This is a genomic window from Streptosporangium sp. NPDC051022 (assembly GCF_040683035.1).
GTDB lineage: Bacteria > Actinomycetota > Actinomycetes > Streptosporangiales > Streptosporangiaceae > Streptosporangium.
Map to the genome: position 1 here is coordinate 164,815 of NZ_JBFBCF010000021.1, position 17,245 is coordinate 182,059.

The 17,245-nt window shown below is 69.9% G+C and carries 23 protein-coding genes and 1 pseudogene; 8 read left to right on the top strand and 16 right to left on the bottom strand.

The features are described 5' to 3' along the window. Nucleotides 1-29: 29 nt before the first annotated feature. Entirely contained in the window at nucleotides 30-623 is a 594-nt protein-coding gene (locus AB0N02_RS29955; protein WP_363953213.1) for an HAD-IA family hydrolase, read from the bottom strand. Here AB0N02_RS29955 and AB0N02_RS29960 point away from each other — a divergent pair. Beyond that, nucleotides 598-732, top strand: a complete 135-nt coding sequence (locus tag AB0N02_RS29960) for a hypothetical protein (protein WP_363953265.1) — start codon at nucleotides 598-600, stop codon at nucleotides 730-732. The two genes, AB0N02_RS29955 and AB0N02_RS29960, sit on opposite strands and share 26 nt — an antisense overlap. Before the next feature lie 42 nt (nucleotides 733-774). On the opposite strand, the gene AB0N02_RS29965 is transcribed toward AB0N02_RS29960, so the two are convergent. Beyond that, nucleotides 775-1,005, bottom strand: coding sequence for a hypothetical protein (locus tag AB0N02_RS29965; RefSeq protein ID WP_363953215.1), 231 nt, complete (start codon nucleotides 1,003-1,005; stop codon nucleotides 775-777). Nucleotides 1,006-1,350: 345 nt separating this feature from the next. Between AB0N02_RS29965 and AB0N02_RS29970 the strand changes: the two genes are divergently transcribed. The 4 genes from AB0N02_RS29970 (at nucleotide 1,351) to AB0N02_RS29985 (ending at nucleotide 5,593) form a co-directional block, all read left to right on the top strand. After that, complete coding sequence (locus AB0N02_RS29970; RefSeq protein WP_363953217.1) at nucleotides 1,351-3,831, top strand: hypothetical protein; 2,481 nt, start codon at nucleotides 1,351-1,353, stop codon at nucleotides 3,829-3,831. 302 nt (nucleotides 3,832-4,133) lie between these two features. Continuing rightward, nucleotides 4,134-4,262, top strand: a complete 129-nt coding sequence (locus AB0N02_RS29975; RefSeq protein WP_363953219.1) for a hypothetical protein — start codon at nucleotides 4,134-4,136, stop codon at nucleotides 4,260-4,262. 107 nt (nucleotides 4,263-4,369) lie between these two features. Continuing rightward, nucleotides 4,370-5,245 (top strand): tyrosine-type recombinase/integrase, encoded by an 876-nt coding sequence (locus AB0N02_RS29980; protein ID WP_363953221.1) that lies wholly within the window; start codon nucleotides 4,370-4,372, stop codon nucleotides 5,243-5,245. Beyond that, on the top strand, nucleotides 5,246-5,593 hold the full coding sequence (locus AB0N02_RS29985) for a hypothetical protein (protein WP_363953223.1): 348 nt from the start codon (nucleotides 5,246-5,248) through the stop codon (nucleotides 5,591-5,593). 365 nt (nucleotides 5,594-5,958) lie between these two features. Here the strand turns inward: AB0N02_RS29985 and AB0N02_RS29990 are convergent, their stop codons facing one another. The 4 genes from AB0N02_RS29990 to AB0N02_RS30005 form a co-directional block, all read right to left on the bottom strand. Then, nucleotides 5,959-6,132, bottom strand: a complete 174-nt coding sequence (locus AB0N02_RS29990; protein WP_363953225.1) for a hypothetical protein — start codon at nucleotides 6,130-6,132, stop codon at nucleotides 5,959-5,961. A gap of 211 nt (nucleotides 6,133-6,343) precedes the next feature. Continuing rightward, nucleotides 6,344-7,288: a CU044_5270 family protein gene (locus AB0N02_RS29995; RefSeq protein ID WP_363953227.1), complete on the bottom strand. Its 945-nt coding sequence runs from the start codon at nucleotides 7,286-7,288 to the stop codon at nucleotides 6,344-6,346. Next, nucleotides 7,288-7,851, bottom strand: a complete 564-nt coding sequence (locus tag AB0N02_RS30000) for an RNA polymerase sigma factor (RefSeq protein WP_363953229.1) — start codon at nucleotides 7,849-7,851, stop codon at nucleotides 7,288-7,290. Before AB0N02_RS30000 ends, AB0N02_RS29995 begins: the two co-directional genes overlap by 1 nt. Nucleotides 7,852-8,093: 242 nt before the next feature. Next, entirely contained in the window at nucleotides 8,094-8,621 is a 528-nt protein-coding gene (locus AB0N02_RS30005) for a recombinase family protein (protein ID WP_363953231.1), read from the bottom strand. Here AB0N02_RS30005 and AB0N02_RS30010 point away from each other — a divergent pair. Beyond that, nucleotides 8,503-8,799 (top strand): annotated as a pseudogene (locus tag AB0N02_RS30010) (hypothetical protein); the annotation flags it as partial. The gene AB0N02_RS30005 and the pseudogene AB0N02_RS30010 overlap by 119 nt on opposite strands. A 309-nt stretch (nucleotides 8,800-9,108) precedes the next feature. Here AB0N02_RS30010 and AB0N02_RS30015 read toward each other — a convergent pair. Next, entirely contained in the window at nucleotides 9,109-9,558 is a 450-nt protein-coding gene (locus tag AB0N02_RS30015; RefSeq protein ID WP_363953233.1) for an ester cyclase, read from the bottom strand. Between the two features lie 173 nt (nucleotides 9,559-9,731). On the opposite strand from AB0N02_RS30015, the gene AB0N02_RS30020 reads away from it, so the two are divergent. After that, nucleotides 9,732-10,097, top strand: a complete 366-nt coding sequence (locus tag AB0N02_RS30020; RefSeq protein WP_363953235.1) for a hypothetical protein — start codon at nucleotides 9,732-9,734, stop codon at nucleotides 10,095-10,097. Between the two features lie 253 nt (nucleotides 10,098-10,350). Here AB0N02_RS30020 and AB0N02_RS30025 read toward each other — a convergent pair whose 3' ends face one another. From AB0N02_RS30025 to AB0N02_RS30060, 8 genes are read right to left on the bottom strand one after another with little or no spacing between them, the layout of a single operon-like run. Continuing rightward, nucleotides 10,351-11,001, bottom strand: coding sequence for a DNA-3-methyladenine glycosylase I (locus AB0N02_RS30025; RefSeq protein WP_363953237.1), 651 nt, complete (start codon nucleotides 10,999-11,001; stop codon nucleotides 10,351-10,353). A gap of 4 nt (nucleotides 11,002-11,005) precedes the next feature. Then, nucleotides 11,006-11,677, bottom strand: coding sequence for an alpha-ketoglutarate-dependent dioxygenase AlkB (locus tag AB0N02_RS30030; protein ID WP_363953239.1), 672 nt, complete (start codon nucleotides 11,675-11,677; stop codon nucleotides 11,006-11,008). Continuing rightward, complete coding sequence (locus AB0N02_RS30035; protein WP_363953241.1) at nucleotides 11,674-12,159, bottom strand: hypothetical protein; 486 nt, start codon at nucleotides 12,157-12,159, stop codon at nucleotides 11,674-11,676. The genes AB0N02_RS30030 and AB0N02_RS30035 overlap by 4 nt, the downstream gene beginning before the upstream one ends. Before the next feature lies 1 nt (nucleotide 12,160). Then, on the bottom strand, nucleotides 12,161-12,460 hold the full coding sequence (locus AB0N02_RS30040; protein ID WP_363953243.1) for an Ada metal-binding domain-containing protein: 300 nt from the start codon (nucleotides 12,458-12,460) through the stop codon (nucleotides 12,161-12,163). Further along, complete coding sequence (locus AB0N02_RS30045; RefSeq protein WP_363953245.1) at nucleotides 12,457-13,173, bottom strand: 2OG-Fe(II) oxygenase; 717 nt, start codon at nucleotides 13,171-13,173, stop codon at nucleotides 12,457-12,459. Before AB0N02_RS30045 ends, AB0N02_RS30040 begins: the two co-directional genes overlap by 4 nt. Continuing rightward, the gene (locus AB0N02_RS30050) at nucleotides 13,170-13,787 is read right to left on the bottom strand and encodes a methylated-DNA--[protein]-cysteine S-methyltransferase (protein WP_363953247.1); all 618 of its coding nucleotides are present in this window, start codon (nucleotides 13,785-13,787) and stop codon (nucleotides 13,170-13,172) included. The genes AB0N02_RS30045 and AB0N02_RS30050 overlap by 4 nt, the downstream gene beginning before the upstream one ends. After that, nucleotides 13,784-14,275 carry an RNA polymerase sigma factor gene (locus tag AB0N02_RS30055; protein WP_363953249.1) on the bottom strand — a complete coding sequence of 164 codons (492 nt, stop codon included), beginning with the start codon at nucleotides 14,273-14,275 and terminating at the stop codon, nucleotides 13,784-13,786. The genes AB0N02_RS30050 and AB0N02_RS30055 overlap by 4 nt, the downstream gene beginning before the upstream one ends. 49 nt (nucleotides 14,276-14,324) lie before the next feature. Then, nucleotides 14,325-14,837 (bottom strand): methylated-DNA--[protein]-cysteine S-methyltransferase, encoded by a 513-nt coding sequence (locus tag AB0N02_RS30060; RefSeq protein ID WP_363953251.1) that lies wholly within the window; start codon nucleotides 14,835-14,837, stop codon nucleotides 14,325-14,327. Between the two features lie 563 nt (nucleotides 14,838-15,400). Here AB0N02_RS30060 and AB0N02_RS30065 point away from each other — a divergent pair. Continuing rightward, nucleotides 15,401-15,871: a VOC family protein gene (locus tag AB0N02_RS30065; RefSeq protein WP_363953253.1), complete on the top strand. Its 471-nt coding sequence runs from the start codon at nucleotides 15,401-15,403 to the stop codon at nucleotides 15,869-15,871. Here the strand turns inward: AB0N02_RS30065 and AB0N02_RS30070 are convergent. Continuing rightward, on the bottom strand, nucleotides 15,832-16,311 hold the full coding sequence (locus AB0N02_RS30070) for a DUF4158 domain-containing protein (protein WP_363953255.1): 480 nt from the start codon (nucleotides 16,309-16,311) through the stop codon (nucleotides 15,832-15,834). The two genes, AB0N02_RS30065 and AB0N02_RS30070, sit on opposite strands and share 40 nt — an antisense overlap. Nucleotides 16,312-17,245: the final 934 nt, after the last annotated feature.

The window sequence follows — 17,245 nt, forward strand, 5'->3', positions numbered from 1 at the left end:
AGTGACCTGACCGGTTCTGGGATCGGCGGCTACGGCCAGGGCGTAGATACCGCAGGCGGCAGGTCCAGGAGGGCGGCCACGCGCTGCGCGGTGTCGGGTCCGTCGGCCAGGACGGTGTCGATGCCCAGCATCCGGGCCGGGAGGAGGTTGGCCGCGGTGTCGTCCACGAACAGGCACTGGCCGGCCGCCAGGCCCATTCGCTCCAGCGTCGCCTCGTAGATCCTCGGGTCCGGTTTCGCGATGCCTTCGGCCTCGCTGATCACGTGGTGGTCGAACAGGTCCCACACGCCGGTCGCGGTGTAGGGATCGTAGGGATCGCGGCCGTAGGAGTTGGACAGCAACGCCACTATGAGACCGGCCTGGCGCGCCCGGCGGGCGAGCGCGACCATCGACGGCTCGGCGCACACTTGAGCGTGGGCGCGGCCCATGAGGTTGTCCGGGTCCACTCCCAGCAGCATGGCGGTGGCCGTGTTCCACTGTGCCTGGGTCATGCGGCCCAGTTCCAGCTCCGCGTACAGGGACCGGCCGACGGGATGGCCGTCCAGCGCGTTCGCCCAGGCGTCGACGGCCAAGCCCTGGCCAGCACACCAGGCATGGATGGATGCCCTCAAGGGGACTGTCATTACTCCGGCGAAGTCCAAGATCAGGCCCTGGTACGGCAACGCGCCTCCCCGCACGGTCCGGCTGCAGGTCTCCGAGGTGACCGTACCTGGCAGCTGGTGCCCGTTCTAGCGGCTGAGCGTTCTGGCTCCTGATAACCAACCCTCTTCTGTTTCAGGGGCGGCGCTGTCCACTCCGCAGCCCGTACAGCGCCAACGACAATCCCATCACCGCCACGGCGGCATCGACCGGTGGCCACACGGCCGGGGCCAGCCACACCAGCACCCCGGCCGCGACGCCCACGGCCAGGCAGGCCAGGGTGACGATCACATGCTGCGGCACGAAGACGCCGGGGCCGCGCTCGTGAGGCCGGCGGGGGCGGGGCGTGCGGGGTATGCGGTTCACCAGGGGTGTCCTTCCTGCGTGGGGGCTGGTGACAGCACACTCGCGCCGGGCGGTGCTCGGCTTCGAGACGATTCGGCGATAACGGATCAATCTATTCAGAGGGCCAGGCCACGGTTGCCGGTGTAGAGGTGAGTTCCGAACGATTCCGAATACTCCCGAGGGAGCCGATGGCCGCGATCGAACCGGACCGGATCCGCACCAGCCAGCAACTGGCGTTGCTGTTCGACCGCTATCCACGCGGGGTGCATGGGTTGGCCGCCGATGCCGGGCTGGCCTCGGCGACAGTCCAGGCGTTGATCACCGGCCGTACGGCGATCCCCCGGGTGAAAAACCCTGGAAAGGGTCGTGCAGGTGCTCGGCCAGCAGCCTGGGCCCTGGCGGGCGGCCAGGGCACGGCTGGTCACCGCCGCTCGCGCCGCCCGAGCCGACAAGGCGCCCGACCCCGCCTGGCCCGCTGCGGCGCCAGAGCCGCTGGGGCGGGCGATCGGCGAGCTGGATGAACGCGACGCGCTGGTCTTGGAGGTGCACCAGGCCTTCGCCGCGGCGGGCGGTGCGGCGGAACCTGTAGCGGTGCTGCCGCCGTACCTGCTGCGGGAGGGGTTCGATGACCGGCTGCGGGCGGCGGTGGCCGATGCGGCTGGCGGTAGCCGACTGGTGATGGTGATTGGGGGCTCCTCCACAGGCAAGACGCGGGCCTGCTGGGAGGCCATCCGCGCAGTCATGCCCGGCTGGCGTATCTGGCACCCGTTGACGCCGGAGCGGCCGATGGCCGTCGTGGAGGCCCTGCGCGGCACCGCTCTGGCCCCGCGGACGGTGATCTGGCTGAATGAGGCCCAGTTCTACCTGCAGGCGCCTCAGGCCGGCGGAAGCGTCGCCACCGAACTGCAAGCCCTGCTGTCCAATGCCTCCCGGGGCTCGGTCCTGGTGCTGGGATCGATGTGGCCGGACTACTGGCGCCTGCTGACCGCAACCTCCGCCGACCCCGCCAGCCGCGATCCGCACCGAGCGGCCCGGGCACTGCTCGGCCGCGCCGAGGAGATCACCTGCCCACACCGCTTCACCGACCGACATCTGGCGGACCTGACCGGGATGGTCGACGCCGATTCCCGGTTGCGGGTCGCCGTCCGGCGGGCGCTGGGCGGGCAGATCACTCAGGAACTGGCCGGGGCGCCGGAACTGCTACGCCGCTACCGGCACGCCGATCCGGCCGAGCAGGCGGTGCTGTGGGCCGCGATCGATGCCCGCCGGCTGGGGCACAGCCTCTATCTGAGCGAACCGTTCCTGCAGCACGCAGCCCCCGGATACTTGGATGATCACACCTGGGACCAGATCGGCGGGCAGGAGGACTGGTTCACCACCGCGCTGGACCGGCTGACGGCCAGGCATCGGCGCCTGCCCGGCCCGCTGATCGAACACCGGGTCCGCCCGGGCGAGCCGCCTTCTGCACAGCTGTTGTACCGGCTGGCCGACTACCTCGAGCAACACGGCCGCGACGAACGCGGTCTGCTGTGCCCGCCGACAACCTTCTGGGAGGCGGCCGCCCGCCACGCCCATACGTCGACAGACCTGACCGTCCTGGCCGATGAGGCATACGTGCGAGGCCGCTACCGGCATGCCCACCACCTCGCCCAACGCGCCGCCGACGCCGGTGACCCCCACGCGCTGAGGGTGCTGGCCAACATGCGGGAGCAGATGGAGGATCAAGACGGTGCCGAGCGCATGTATCGGCAGGCCGCTGACGCCGGTGATCGCGGCGCGATGGAGTGGCTGGCCAAGATGCTGGAGGAGGCCGGGGATCGAGACGGCGCTGAGCGCTTCGCCCAACGTGCCGCCGACGCCGGTAACACCAACGCGCTGTGGTGGCTGGCCGACATGCGGGAGCAGATGGAGGAGCGAGATGGTGCCGAGCGCATGTATCGGCAGGCCGCTAACGCCGGTGACTGCGGCGCGATGAGATGGCTGGCCAAGATGCTGGAGGAGGCCGGGGATCGAGACGGCGCTGAGCGCTTCGCCCAACGTGCCGCCGACGCCGGTGACACCAACGTGCTGTGTGAGCTGGCCGAGATGCGGAAGGGGACGGTGGCCTGGAGGAGCGCCGAACGTCTGTATCGGCAGGCCGCCGACGCCGATGACTTCGACGCGCTGTGGGAGCCGGCCGAGATGCGGGAGGAGGCGGAGGATTGGGAAAGGACCGAGCGCCTCATCCAACGGGCCGCCGACGCCGGTAACCCCGGCGTGATGAGGAAGCTGGTCGAGCTGCGGGAGGCGGTCGGGGATCGGGAGGGCGCTGAGCGCTTCGCCCAACGGGCCGCCGACGCCGGTGACCCCTACGTGATGGGGAAGCTGGCCATGATGAGGGAGAAGGCCGGGGATCGGGAGAGCGCCGAGCGCCTCGCCCAACGGGCCGCCGACGCCGGTGACACTAACGTGCTGTGGGAGCTGACCGATACGCGGGAGCGGGCGGGGGATCAGGAGGGTGCCGAGCGTCTGTATCGGCTGGCCGCCGACACCGGTCACGTCTACGCACTGTGGATACTGGCCCAGGCGCGGGAGGGGGATCGGGAGGATGCCGAGCGTCTGTATCGGCTGGCCGCCGACACCGGCTACCCCTTCGTGCTAAGGGGGCTGGCCGAGATGAGGGAGCGGGCGGGAGATCGAGAGGAAGCTGAGCGCCTCGCGCAACGGGCCGTCGATGCCGGTGACCCCGATGCGCTGCGGACACTGGCCTGGCTACGGAAGAAGGCGGGAGATCAGGACGGCGCCAAGCGGCTTGTCCGTTTCGGCTTGACTGCCGAAGGAGAGATCGAGGCACCCTGGAGCCAGTAACCCAGGACGGTCGCGCGGAAACGTCTGCCTTGGCGGACACTTTCGCGACCCTCGCCTGTTCTGGGTCGCCGTTGGCGCCGAGGTGGTCGGCGGTTACCAGCAGCGCTCCCTGTGCGTTCACGTCGACGCCGGGTGAGTGCTCCGGCGGTGCCCGCAGGTGCGGTCTCCGTCGGTCGGCGCCGGGGCGTGCCGGTTGTCGTCGGTCCGGGGTTCTGGCTCCTGATAATGAACCTTCTCAGGAGTCAGACCGGGCTAGAATCGATCTTGCGTTTCCCCGTTCCGTCCCGCCCGGAAGGACCCCGGTGACTGTCCTCGACCCTTCACCCGGCACCCTCGCCCCGAGCTCGGTTCTCCTGCCCGCCGTGGCGGGCGATGTCGCCGAGGCGGCGGCCGCGGTGGTCATGGTGCACACCGCCGTCGACCCACCCTGAGCCCGCAAGCGCGTGCCGCCGTCGAGGCTGGCGTCCCCACATCCACCCGCCGCGCCTACGCCACTGACTGGGCGGCGTTCACCGTCTGGTGCGCGAGCGTGGGCCGGGTGGCGCTGCCGGCGACCGCGCAGACCGTCACCGAGTACGCCAGCCACCTGACCATCACCTCGTCGGCCAAGACCGGCCGCCCGCTGGCGCCCTCCAGCATCGAGCGGGCCCTGACCGCGATCCGCTCGATGCACAAGGCCGCCGACCTCACCGCGCCGGAGACCTCCGGAGCCCGCAAGGTGCTGGCCGGTCGCCGCGAGGAGCTCGCCCTGGCCCACGATCCGGCCGCGAAGGTGCGCAAGGCCACCCCGGCGCTCCCGGCCGAGATCCGCCGAATGCTCGCTCCGCTGGATCGGGCGAGTCTGGCCGGGATGCGCGACGCGGTCTTGGTGCTGCTCGGCTACGCTACCGCCGCCCGCTCCTCGGAGCTGGCCGCGCTCAACATCGGTGACGTCGCCGAGACCGCCGAGGGGCTGGTGGCCACCGTCTACCGGCGAAAGATCAAAAAGCACACCGAGACCGCCGTGCCCTACGGGTCCAACCCGGCGACCTGCCCGGTGCGCGCCACCCGCGCCCTGGTGGCCGCGCTCGCCGACCGGGGCCGCGCGGCGGGGCCGCTACTGGTGCGCATCGACCGGCACGGCCGCCTGGCCCCGCCCCTGACCCGGCGCGGCAAAACGATCGGCGACATGGACGGCCGGATGACCGCCGAGGCCGTCGCCGACGTCGTCACCCGCCTGGCCGCGGCCGCCAAGCTGTCCGGCGACTGGAGTGGCCACTCGTTGCGGCGCGGGTTCGCCACCGCCGCCCGCCGCCAGGGCCACGCCCTGGAGCGCATCGGCCGCCACGGTGGATGGGCCGATGGCTCCCGTGCTCTTCTGGGGTATCTGGAAGATGCCGATCAATGGACTGAGAACCCGGTGGTGGGGCTGTAGATGGACGACGAGCCGGACGTGTACGCGGCGCTGGCCACGATCGCCGCGGCGGCGCGTTCCGCCTACGCCGACGGCTCGAACCTGCGGGTCCGGTCGTCGGGCATCGTCCATGAGGTGGCCATGACGCGGTGGTTTGCTGACGAGCGGATGCCTGGCCCCGCATGTCAAGTGGGCGTTAGCGGGTGGGATCCGGGTGCGGCCCACCCGGACCGCGGACCGGTGACGTGCCGCCGGTGCCTGAAGCTCACCGGGTACGAGCCGCTCGGCGAGCAGCTGGAGCTGTTCCCCACCGCGGAGCAGGACGCGGCCGCCGATGGCGAGGACGGTCCGGCGGACGCCACGGCCTGACCCAGGGGAGAGTTTCGCGAGGCACTCGCGCGCACACGCGCGTGAGAACTCGGCGGTGGGTTTCACCAGTTTCGCCAGGGTCTCTACATGCGCACGCGATGCCCGTCGACCGCGTCGCTGCCCGGCGGTTCTGCGGCGGACTTTCGCGACTTTCGCGACACCCCTACGCGCCCGCGCGAGGAGACACGGCCGGTGACTGGGGCTGCTCGCCTTGGCCGGGCCGGAGAGCGTAGCCGTCGCTTGCCCGCCCGCAAGTCCCCCACGGCCACCGACCCGGGCGGGCACCGCAAGCCCGCGGGCGGCGCTGACGGCTTGCTCTGGCCCCGGGCCGGGGCGAGCGAGGGAACGCGGCAGAACGGGTGCGGCTACCGGCGGGCCGGTTCGGGAAGGGTGAGCAGACCTTCGTCGAAGGCGAGCTGGAACAGCGCGCCCAGGCGCACCATCACCGACTCCCCGCCCAGCGGTGTGGCCGGTGTGCCGCTCGCCTCGGCGTCGACGGCCGCATCCAGTAGTTGGGGTGCCGGTAAGAAACGTGTCATGAGCCCCAAACGGCGTTGATCTTGCTGTGGCTTGCCTGGTCAATGCTGGGTGGCCATGAAACACCCCCGATGCACATCGACGAGCTGGTCGAGCACTGGACGATCCTGGACGAATGCGCGAGGAGCGGATTGAACCGCCGACGTCTGGACGGATCTCCAGGATCGTGGCCTCGGCCCTGCACAACGCGGAGGTCACCTGGTTGGTGCGGGCTCATTTCTGGCCGGGGTCGTCCACCACCTTGGCCTCCAAGAGGGCCGTCAGGGTAAGCGGCGTGCTGGCCTTGATGACGTAGTTAGGGCCGTCGGTGTAGTCCGTCATCCGGTCCTGCACGGTTACTCCGTATGTGCCGAGAAAGCGGAAATCGACGGGATCCAGGATGAGGTCGTAGCGGGTCCATCCGCCGGTGTAGCTGAACGCGACCCCGTGCCTGCCGTCGGCGTCCACGGCGTCCTGGTTGACGGTCACCCCAGGGATGGTGGCGAGACCGCGGAACAGCGCCGCCCGCACCTCCGGCGGTAGCGCCTGGGTGCCCATGATCTGGTAGACGGCCTGGAAGAGCCGCTCATCCATCGATGGCGGCGAATCGGTTTCCGTCCACGTGATGTGCATGTCCGCCAGTTTCTGGCGGATCTTCGCGAGTAGTCCTTCCGGAGTGACCGGTTGGCGGGCCAGTTCGTCCGCGCTCAGTCCTGGGTGGTTGCCCTGTACCAGCAGCTTGCCGTTGGGGAACAGAGACGCCGTCTGCAGGCCGTCCACGCTGTTCCACTCCTCCCTTACCTCGCGTCTGGACAGGTCGACGCCATAGCCGCCGTCCGCGGACCGCGGGGCCTGGAGCTGCTTGATGTACAGCCACTGGCCGGGGTTCGGCACCTGTCCGCGGTCGTCGTAGGCGGCCTGAGCGGCCCGCTCGCCCAGTTCCCGCACGCTCGCCACCGGAACCACGGACGGATGGTCGTTCGCCACCACCACACCGGCACCGATCGCCACGGCCAGCGCGCCCGCGAGCACTAGCCGTCGGCCGAGCCGCGGCCCGCGCCGAGGTTCACGGTGAGGCTCGTGCTCACGCGCCGCGGCCAGAAGCCGGGCCCGGGCGGTGCTCTCCGCCTGTGCCGTCATTGGCGGGGTGTCCCGCCGGAAGTCCTTGATCGTGCTCATCACAGCTCCTCGTCTCTCAACACGGCCCGTGCCTTCTTCCTGGCCCGGTGCAGCCGCGACCGCACGGTCCCCAGTGGGATGCCGAGCGCCTGGGCCACCTCCTCGTAGCTGAGGCCCTCCCACGCCACCAGCAGCAGCACGTCGCGGTCGCCGCGCGACAGCGACGCCAGCGCCCCCGCCAGCTCGCGCTCCTTGTCCCGCGCGGCGACCCGCCGCACCACGGCGTCGGCGATCGGTTCGGGCAAGGGATCCACGCCGGTACGCGCCAGTGCTCGCAGCATCCGCTCCTCCTGTCGCCTGTGTCTGGCGACGAGCGTCGTGGCGATGCCGTACAGCCAGGGGCGTGCCAGCGGAAACGACATGTCGTACGAGCCACGCCGCCGGAACGCGGCCAGGAATGTCTCGGCCACGATGTCGTCGGCGGCCTGCGTGCCGATGCGCCGAGCGGCGTACAGGTGGATCTGCCGTGCGTACCGGTCGAACAGCGTGGCGAACTGCTCCGGCTCGCCGACGGATCGCCTGATCAGCTCGGCGTCGTCGATCTCGGCCGTCTCAACGGTCAACGGCCCTCCTTAAGGTCGGTCGGTCACCCTGCTGTCTCCCGCACCCCACGGCAAGGTTCTCGACCCCGGCGGAAGAGTGACGGACGTCACAGGCGCGACCCCGGTCGAGCAACTTCACAGGTCTGGCTACGTCGCGTCGAAGCCGCTCCAGCCGGTGTTCCCCAGGTGATCCACCGTGGGAGCGGTGTCGAGACGGATGCCATCATGCGGAGGCAGACCCACGCCATCGCGGGTGGGCTCGATCAGTCGATCGTGGCGCGGCTGACGCCGAGTCGGCCGGCGATCTGCTGGACGGTGTAGCGGCGCTTGCCGTCATCGCCCTTCATCTCGTACAACGCGCGAGCCGTCTCCACGCCGTGGGCGTCCAGGGCCGGTGGGCGCCCGCCGACGCGGCCGCACACTCGGGCTGAGGCGAGCCCTTCAAGGGTGCCCTCGCCGATGAACTCCCGGAGGAACTCGTCGAAGGCACCGAACATGTGGAACTGCAGGCGCCCGGACGGTGTGGAGGTGTCGATGCCCTGCTTGAGCACCAGGAGGTCGACCTCGCGCTCGCGAAGCTGCGCCGCCAAATCCAGCAGGTGGGCGCAGTGAGCGGGCGGCGCGCGACAGGCGGGTGATGACGAAGGTGTCGCCGGGCCGGAGGTCAACGTCTCGCTGGAGAAGGTCAAGGCCTTCAAGGTCCACGCGATCGCGGTGGCCGCCGAGGTCGGCGCCGCGCTCTGCACGGTCACACCGCTGCGGCTCGACCAGGCGCGAAGCGTCGTGGCCACCGCGACCGCGATGGCCGGAGCCATGTGGCAGATGGCCGCTCCCGGCACCCATCTGCGCGCCTTTTACGAGACCGAACCCGAACTCGCCCATGCCGTCGTCGAGGTCGAGCCTCGCCTGGCCGACATCGTCACCGCGCTGCTCACCGGCTACGCCATCCGCGCGACCCGACCCGATTGAGGACCTTCCTGGGTACCGCCGGGTCCGGAGGCCGGAAGCCGGCGGGTTCGTGTGACCGCTACCAGCCGCCGCGGTGGAGCTGGCCGCGTACGGCGCCGCCGGGGAACTCGGCGGTGTGCAGGTTGGCGCAGGGAGCACCTGGCTGGCGACCCGATCAGCGCCGTGCCGATCAGCGCCGGTGGCCCCACCGCACAACGCGGTGGGGCCGGTCAAACAGGCCAGTAGCAGTCAGCCCTCGCACCGGCGGGCGGAGGACGCCCCATTCTCCGGGCCGCTCCGTGGCCGCCGCGCCGGCGTCCGGTGCTCAGCTCAGGCGGTGGGGATGATGCCGAGCTGCTGCAGGACCTTCACACCGTCGTCGAGCCCGAGTTCCTCGACGATGAGACCGTCTTGGACCTTGAGCACCGACGTGCCGGTGAAGCGGAGCGTCTTGCCGGACGCCGCCGGGGCGGAGCCGATGGGAAGGTCGTCGAAGACGACCGGCCCGGTGTGCGTGCCGCCACCCTCCCACTGGCCGACGACGTAGTCGCCTTCGGCGATCAGGTCCGCGGTTCCCCAGAAGTTGAGGTCAGGGAACGCGGTGCGGAAATTGGTGGCGAACTCGCGCACCGCGTCGCGCCCGCGCATCGGCTGGTGCAGCGAGTACTCGAAGCGGATGTCGGGGTGGGCGAGCTCGTCGATGACCTCGGGGTTCCACGGGTTGCCCCAGAATTCGGTGAACCACCGCCCGACGATGGCCTTGTTCTTTTCAACCGACATGTACATGTCCTTTTCTGTGAATGTGTCGCCGCCTTTTCGCCGGCAGCGACACTGAGAAGACGCCGGGGAATGTCATTTCGTGAGACGCCCTGCCGGACAATGTCGGACTCGCTTATCTCGTTGTCCTTGACGCCCGCTGAGCGAGGTTCGGGAATCCCCTCCGGGCGCGTCTCATGGGTCACGTCGGCGGGGTGCAGGCCGAGGGCCCGGTACACGGCCTCCGTCGCCGTGCCGCGCCGGACGATCACCTGGTCGATACCCGCCTCGCGGGCGTTGCGCAGCAGCTCGGCCTTGAGCGCCCGCTCCACCCACGGCGCGTGGCCCGGCTCCATCCAGGTCACGACGTCGCGCGGGACCTCGCCGGTCGGGTCGACGATCGAGATGCCGGCGGGCTCGTAGCCGCTGAACGCCACGACGACGAGGTTCTCGCCGCGGATCGTGAAGGGCATCACGTCGATGCCGCCGCAGAGCGTGGCGGATCGGAGGAGGTCGCCCACCGCCATGCCGATCTGGACCGAGCGGGCGTCGGGAAACGGTAGGTGGTCACGGCCGCGCGGTGCGTCTCGATCTAGTGGCCGCCGGCGTCGAAGCCGGTCAGGTCGTAGGTCGTGTCCAGGTCACTGGTCATGCGCAAGGTCTCCCGCGCGCCCGGCCGTTGCGGCGGTGCCCGCGGCCGCCGGGCGCGGGGCGGCCGCGGGCATGCTGAGCTGACCGATGTCAGCCGCACCGGGCGAGCGCCGCCCGGCACGTGGAAGACGCCCGGCCGGACGCGAACGTGAGATGGCGTCCGGCTTAAGAACCCGGCGGGGTGGAGGAGGGGCACGGCCCCCAGATTCCGGAGCTGCCCCGGCGGTGCGAGCCGAGCAGATGGGTGTCGACGATGCCGATCGCCTCCATGAGCGCGTACATGGTGGTCGGGCCGACGAAGGCGAATCCGCGTCGGCGCAGCTCTTTCGACAGCGCGATCGACTCGGCGGACTTCGTGGGGATCTCCGCGAAGGTCCGGGGGCGGGGCGTGCTCTCGGGCCGGAAGGACCACACCAGCTCGGCCAAGCCCGTCTCCTCGCGCAGCGCGATGGTGGCGCGGGCGTTGGTGATGGTCGCCTGGATCTTCCGCCGGTTGCGCACGATGCCGGCGTCGGCCATCAGCCGCTCGACATCGGTCTCGGTGTAGGCGGCGATCGCGTCCGGGAGGAAGCCGTCGAACGCCGTGCGGAAGGCGGGCCGCTTGCGGAGGATCGTCGCCCAGGACAGGCCCGCCTGGAACCCTTCGAGGCTGACGCGCTCGAAGACGCCGCGTTCGTCCGTGACCGGCATGCCCCACTCGGTGTCGTAGTAGTCGCGCAGCAGAGGGGCGGCGGCCGCCCACGCGGGCCGGGCGAGTCCGTCGTCTCCGACGACGACGCCGGGGTCGGTGTCAGTGCCGCTCGTGTCGTTCGTCATGCGATCACCCGTCGAGCCCGGTCGTGCGCATCGTGATGTTGATCCGGCCCCTGCTGAGCCCGCATCCCTCGGGGGCGGTATCCGCGTGCACCTTGGTGACACCGTGGTAGGCCAGCCGGGCCGGTCCTCCGAAGACGAACAGGTCGCCCGAGGCGAGCAGCAGGTCGGTGTACGGCCGACCCCGGCTTTCTGCGTTACCGAAGCGGAAGGTGCAACTGTCGCCGATGGACAGCGACACGACCGGGGCGCGGGAGATCTCGTCCTTGTCCTGGTGCATGCCCAGGCGGGCGGTGACGTCGTAGAAGTTCACCAGCGCGGTGTCCGGCGTGTAGGAACGGGCCACGGCCTCGTCGTGGCCGGTCGCGCGGAGGGCGTCCCGTCCCAGACGGATCATCCAGTCGGGGAAGGGCAGGACGCGGGCGCCGTTCACGTCGGTGGCCTCCCGGGTGTAGGCGTACGGCTGCCAGTGCCAGCCCAGGCAGACGGTGCGCACCGACATCTCGTGCCCACGAACCTTCGCGGCGCGGATCGGGACCGGACCGCGTGCCCAGGCGCGGAACTGGCCGACGATCCACCTCTGCTGGTCCAGCGTCAGCCACGAGCGGATCAGCGTGGCCCCCCGGGCGATCTCGCCACCGTCGCGTTCGGGGAACTCCGGGGTGAACAGCGCGTTCATCGCCGGACCTCCGGGCGGGTGAGGCGCACGAGGCGATCGTGCGCGACGAGCCAGGAGGTGCCGTCCGCGTCCGCCCCGGCCAAGCCGTCCAGGTCGGCCAGTCCGACGAGGGCCAGCGCGCCCGGGTCGCCGATTCCCGCGGTCGCGAGGGTACGTGCGGGGCTCCACGGCGTCGACCACAGCAGCCGCCGGGTCATCTGGGCCCAGCCGGTCACCGGCCCGGCCATCACCCACAGGTCGGGGCCGGCGGCGGCAAACCGGGTCGCCTGCCGTAGCCAGGAGGCCCCGGTCTCGGGCCAGGTGATCGTGGCGACGGTGGCACCGCCCACGCGGTCCCAGGCGGAGGCGATCAGGCGGGCGCTCGCGCGGGCCCCGACGGTACGGCCCGAGCCGATCGCGAGGGTGCGGGCGCCTCGGGCGCGTGCCAGGGCGACGAGCGCCGCGACCTCGGCGTCCGTGGCCGCCGGGTCCGCCGGGCCCATATCATCGCTCGCCGCTGTCCTCAGCAGGGGGCTGGTCAGGGGTTGCATCACTCGATGTCCTCCAGATCTGGTAGCGGTCGCGGCAGCAGGCTCCGCAGGGGCGGAACCCGGCCGCGATCGCCGTGGCCTCGTCGGCGAAGAAGACCCGGTGCTTCACGTAGCAGCCGCGCGCGATGGCGCGCAGCGCGGCGGGGCAGTCGAGGCGTCCGTAGATCTTCGAGCCGCGATGGCCGCCCCACAGCCCTTTGGTCTCAGACCGGTAGAGGCGGCCGTCGGCGTCCATGAGCAGGTAGGTCTTCATGCGGCGTCGTGGAAGACGAGCGCCAGGGTGTGCCGCTCGCCCGACCTGATGGCCGAGACGCCGTGCCGTACCGGTGCGGCCGACCAGCCCCGCGCGGACCTGACCGGCCGGTCGCGGGTGGTGAAGAGGTAGCCGTGGCCGTGCGGCAGGAGCGTGGCGGTGCCTCTGGATTGGGCGCGCGGGCGCTGCTCCAGCAGCAGGAACTCGCCGCCGGTGTGATCCACGCCCGGCTCGTTGAGGTTGATCACGACCTGCAGCGGGAACACCAGGTCGCCGTACAGGTCGCGATGCAGAGCGTTCCAATCCTTCGTGCCGTAGCGGAGCAGGATCGCCGTGGACTTCGTCTGGCCGGCCTCGTGGCACATCTCCAGCCACTCGTCGAGGGTGTCGGGCCACGGGGCCGGCCGGCCGAGCCTGGTCCACCAGTCACGGGCGATAGGGAGCAGTCGCGGGTACAGCGCCTGCTTGAGCCGCTCGATCGGCTCCGGGTAGGGGGCCTTGAAGTAGCGGTACTCGCCCTCACCGAAGCGGTGCCGGCCCATGTTGACGGTGCTGCGGAACAGGTCGTCCTTCTCGTACAGCTCCCTGATCTCGACGGTCTCCTCCAGGGTCAGCAGGCGCGGCAGGAGGGCTCCGCCGTACTCGTCGATCTCGGCGGTGATCGCCAGCCAGTCGCCGGATTCGACGCGGTCGCGCCACTGGTTCCGGCTCATGCGGCGGACTCCATGTCGAGCAGCAGGGTCTTGGCTTCGAGACCGCCGACGTAACCGCCGAGCGTGCCGTCGGTGCGCAGCACGCGGTGGCAAGGGACGACGATCGGCAGCGGGTTGGTGGCGCAGGCGGTACCGACGGCCCGGACGGCCTTGGGGCTGCCGACGAGTTCGGCCATGTCCCGGTAGCTGCGGGTCTGGCCGTACCCGATCTCGGGCAGATGCGTCTGCACGAGCCGGCGGAAGCCGGTCGACAGGGAGAGGTCCAGCCGGAGATCGAAGACCTGGCGGCGGCGGGCGAAGTACTCGTCGATCTCGCGGGCCGCCGCGTCCAGCCGCTTCGGGGCACGCAGGATGCGCGGGCTGATCTTCTGCCCGAGGGTTTCCAGGACTCGCTCGTGGTCCTCCCGGGCGTACGCCACGCGGACCAACCCCTCCGGGGTGGCGGCGAGCAGCAACTCGCCGACGGGAGAGTCGATGGTGGTGTACGCGACGTCGACGAGATCGGCCCGCTCCGCCTCCTGCTCCAGGCGGCGGTGGAGCCGGCTGAGCGTGCCGGCGTCCACAGGCGTCGACAGCAGGGCGGCCATGTTGTCATCGTGGCGGATGTCGTTCATGATGATGCTCCTCTCATGGTCGCGCCCGGATATTTCTTCCTGAGATTCTTGAGCCCGTCTGCGGCGGCTCTTCGGGCCGCTTCAACGGTGCCGCCGAGGATCTCCGCGATCTCGGCGTATGCCAGCTCCGCCACGTAGCGGTAGGCGACAGCCTGGCGTTGTTTGCTCGGGAGCCCTTTCACCGCGGCCCACAGGTCAGAGTCCCCAGAGTCCGGGATGTCCCGCCCCGTCGGTGCTTCCGGTACCTCGTCGACGGGCAGGGGATTCCTTTTCGCGACACGCAGCACATCGATCGCCTTGCGATGCGCGATCGTCACGAGCCATGCCTCCACGTTCGCCGTCTCAGGCAGGTCGGGATAGGCGCGCAGGGCGGAGAGAAAGGTCTCCGACCATGCGTCGTCTGCGTCGTGCGGGCCGAGGAGGACCCGGCAGACGCGCAGCACGGTTGCGCCGTGCTGCGCGACCACGTTCTCGAACGGTTGTTTCATTCCCATCCCATTGACGACTAACTGTTGGCGACAGGCGTGAGGGTCACGGTCAGAACAACCGTCCCGCGCTGACCGCAGGCGGCTCCTCAAGCTCCAGCAGGGCCTGCTTGCGTTTCAGCCCGCCGACGTATCCGGTGAGGGAACCATTGGAGCCGACGACGCGGTGGCACGGCACGAAGACGCACAGGGGGTTCGCGCCGACGGCCTGTCCGACCCGTTGCGCGAGACTGCGGTCTCCGACCTGCTCGGCGATCCGACCGTAGGTGGTCGTGTCACCACACTGGATGCTCTTCACGATGTCCCAGACAGCGTGCTGGAACGCGTCGCCCTCGGCGGCGAGCGGAAGATCGAACTGCCTGCGCCGGCCCGCCAGGTACTCGTGCACCTGCCGGGCGGCCTCCTCCAGCAGCGGGTCCGCGGAGCCGGTCACCTCGGGGCCGAACATCTCCTGCGCGGGCCGGCGAACGTGGTGCCGGAAGTACAGGCCCGCGATCGTCTCGCCCTTGGCGATGAGCGTGATCGGTCCGAGGCTGGTCTCGATCACGACGTGTCGAGTGCTCATCTACGTTTCCCTTCTTCTGATGGGTAGACGTGCGCCGACCGCGGAATGTGAGATCTCGCCTGGTGCCGTTGCCGGTCGTCGTGCCAGGCGGCTGCAGGAAACCTGCGGAGCTTCTCGCACAGGAGCGTGCTCGACACGCCCGCGGCCCGCAGTTCCATAGAGCGCGAATACGCGATACGTGATGATGCAAGGTCGCCAGCTTGGCATCCGGACAAGGCGTCGAGCTCGGTCGCGCGCAGCGGCTGCCCGGCGGGGGGCGCCCATCCCAGGTCAAGGGCAATGCTCTGTGTCATACCTCGACGAAAACATGTACTCAGGGACCGAATGCAGGCCCCTTGTCGTGCAGCGCCAAAATCCGGTCCGATCCTCCCCGGAGGCCGACTGGCCCGCCGCTCGGGGGAAGCGTTGATCTGGCGGGGTCCTCGTAGACAGGCGCGCCGGCGGCCAACAGCGCGAATCTTCCAGGAGGGCGAGTCGGTGCGATTGCCGGCCACTTCGATGGGGGAACCTACCGTCAATGCACATCATCAACGGAGCATGAGACCGACAAGTGGAGGCACCAGATGGCCGATCTCCCGCCACCGCCAGAGGGAATTGTGCTGGCCCACTTCATCGTCTCGGACGATGTCGAACGCTCTCGACGCTTCTACACCGAAGTGCTCGGCGGCCGGCTGGCCTACTCCGGCCCTGGAGGCCTGACATATGTCGCACTGGCCAACAGTTGGATCATCATCAACGTCGGCGGAGGCCCGACGGACGACAAGCCCTCGGTCACCCTGGAGGCGCCGCGCGATTCCGGCCGGGTCAGCAGTTTCCTCAATATCCGCGTCAAGGACATCTACCCCTTGTACGAGGAGTGGAGCGCCCGAGGTGCTCAGTTCCTGACGCCGCCGAAACAACACGCGTACGAGATCCGCTGCTACATCCGCGACCCTGACGGCCATCTGATCGAAGTCGGCCAGACCACCGACCCGGAGGGAGACTGGACACCGGCTCACTGGCCTCCGAGTTCCCGCACCGGCGATTCCGAGTGAGCTCGGGATGAGCAAGAAGACGATCTACCGTCATTTCCTGGATAAGCGCAGCCTGGTGACCGCGGTGCTGGACCGGCAGTTCGCGGCGGTGGAGCGCACGCTGGTGGCGGCGGCCGAGGACACGGAAGGGCAGCTGTTCGGTGTGCGGGTACAGCGGTCCCTGATCGCGGCAGGCAGTGAGCTCGGGCGGGTCGGCGCGGCTCAGCTTGCGACGGGGAGTCGGCGGCAGGCACGTTCATCTGCCGGGCGACGAACTCCACCACCTCGTCCGGGAAGTCCACCCGGCCCCGCGGGAACCGGCCGTGCCGGGTGTAGAACTTCAGCAGCAGCGCGAAGCCCAAGCGTGTCCCGCCGCGCTTCCCCGCGACCAGGTCCGCCTCGTCATCGAGCACCGTCCAGTGCTCCACCAGCTCGTCCATGCCCACCGGCTGCCGCCCCATGGCCCCGCATCCTGCCGGACAATCCCAGGTCAAGGCGGGCAAACGACCAAAGATCACCCGTATTTGGGGCTCCTGACACGGTCGTTAGTGCGCCACGAGGCGCTGTTTATCCGAATGGAGGTGAAAGACCGTCCATCTCTTCGCCGTCGTAGCGGCGGGGTGAAGCTGGAGGCAGCCTGAGCCGGGAGTCGCCGGGGAGGGTGGGAGCAGCCTCGACAAAGTCGTGTCGGCCCAGCACTACCGGATGGGCCGGGTGCGGTGAGCGAGACGGGAAGGTATACGCGAGGAACCGGTGCCATTACGCCTCTTGACGTGTCTGCCAACTCAAATCCGGTGGATATGGGCTGGATGGCGGCGCGTACCCGCTCCCTCATCACGGAGCAGGGAACTCCAGGTTCGGTCTTAACTGCTTGGGCCTGGAGGCCACGGTGAAGGACTACGGCGTAGCCGTGGCGATGCCGCAGGGGTATAGGTCCTGGCCGGTTGGCGCCGGGGCGTGTCGGTTGTCGTCGGCCCGGGTTTCTGGCTCCTGATAAGGGACCTTCTTCGGAGCTGGAGAAGGCCCACGACTGCCTTCGCATCGGTCCTGCCTGCACAGGCGGGCTGACACGAAGTGTGCGCTGACCTGGGCATGTCACAGATCGGCAGACTCGTGGCACTCCCTTCTGCCGGCGGGGCGCCGGATCGGACCGATGAGAGGGAGGTGGTGCCCGTGGAGATGAGTATCGCCGGGGCCGCCGTGCTGGTGGCCTTGTACGCCAGCCGCTGCCTGAGAGTGTGGCTGCGCGGCCGGGCCAGGCCGAGCACGGCCAGCGCGCACACCGCGAGCGCGACGCCAGTGAGGTTCCCCCGGTTTCCCGGAGTGTTTCCTATCTGGTTTCGGTCAGCTCGGTGTGGCCGCTGACGGTGTCGGGTAGGTCGTGTTGCTGGGCGT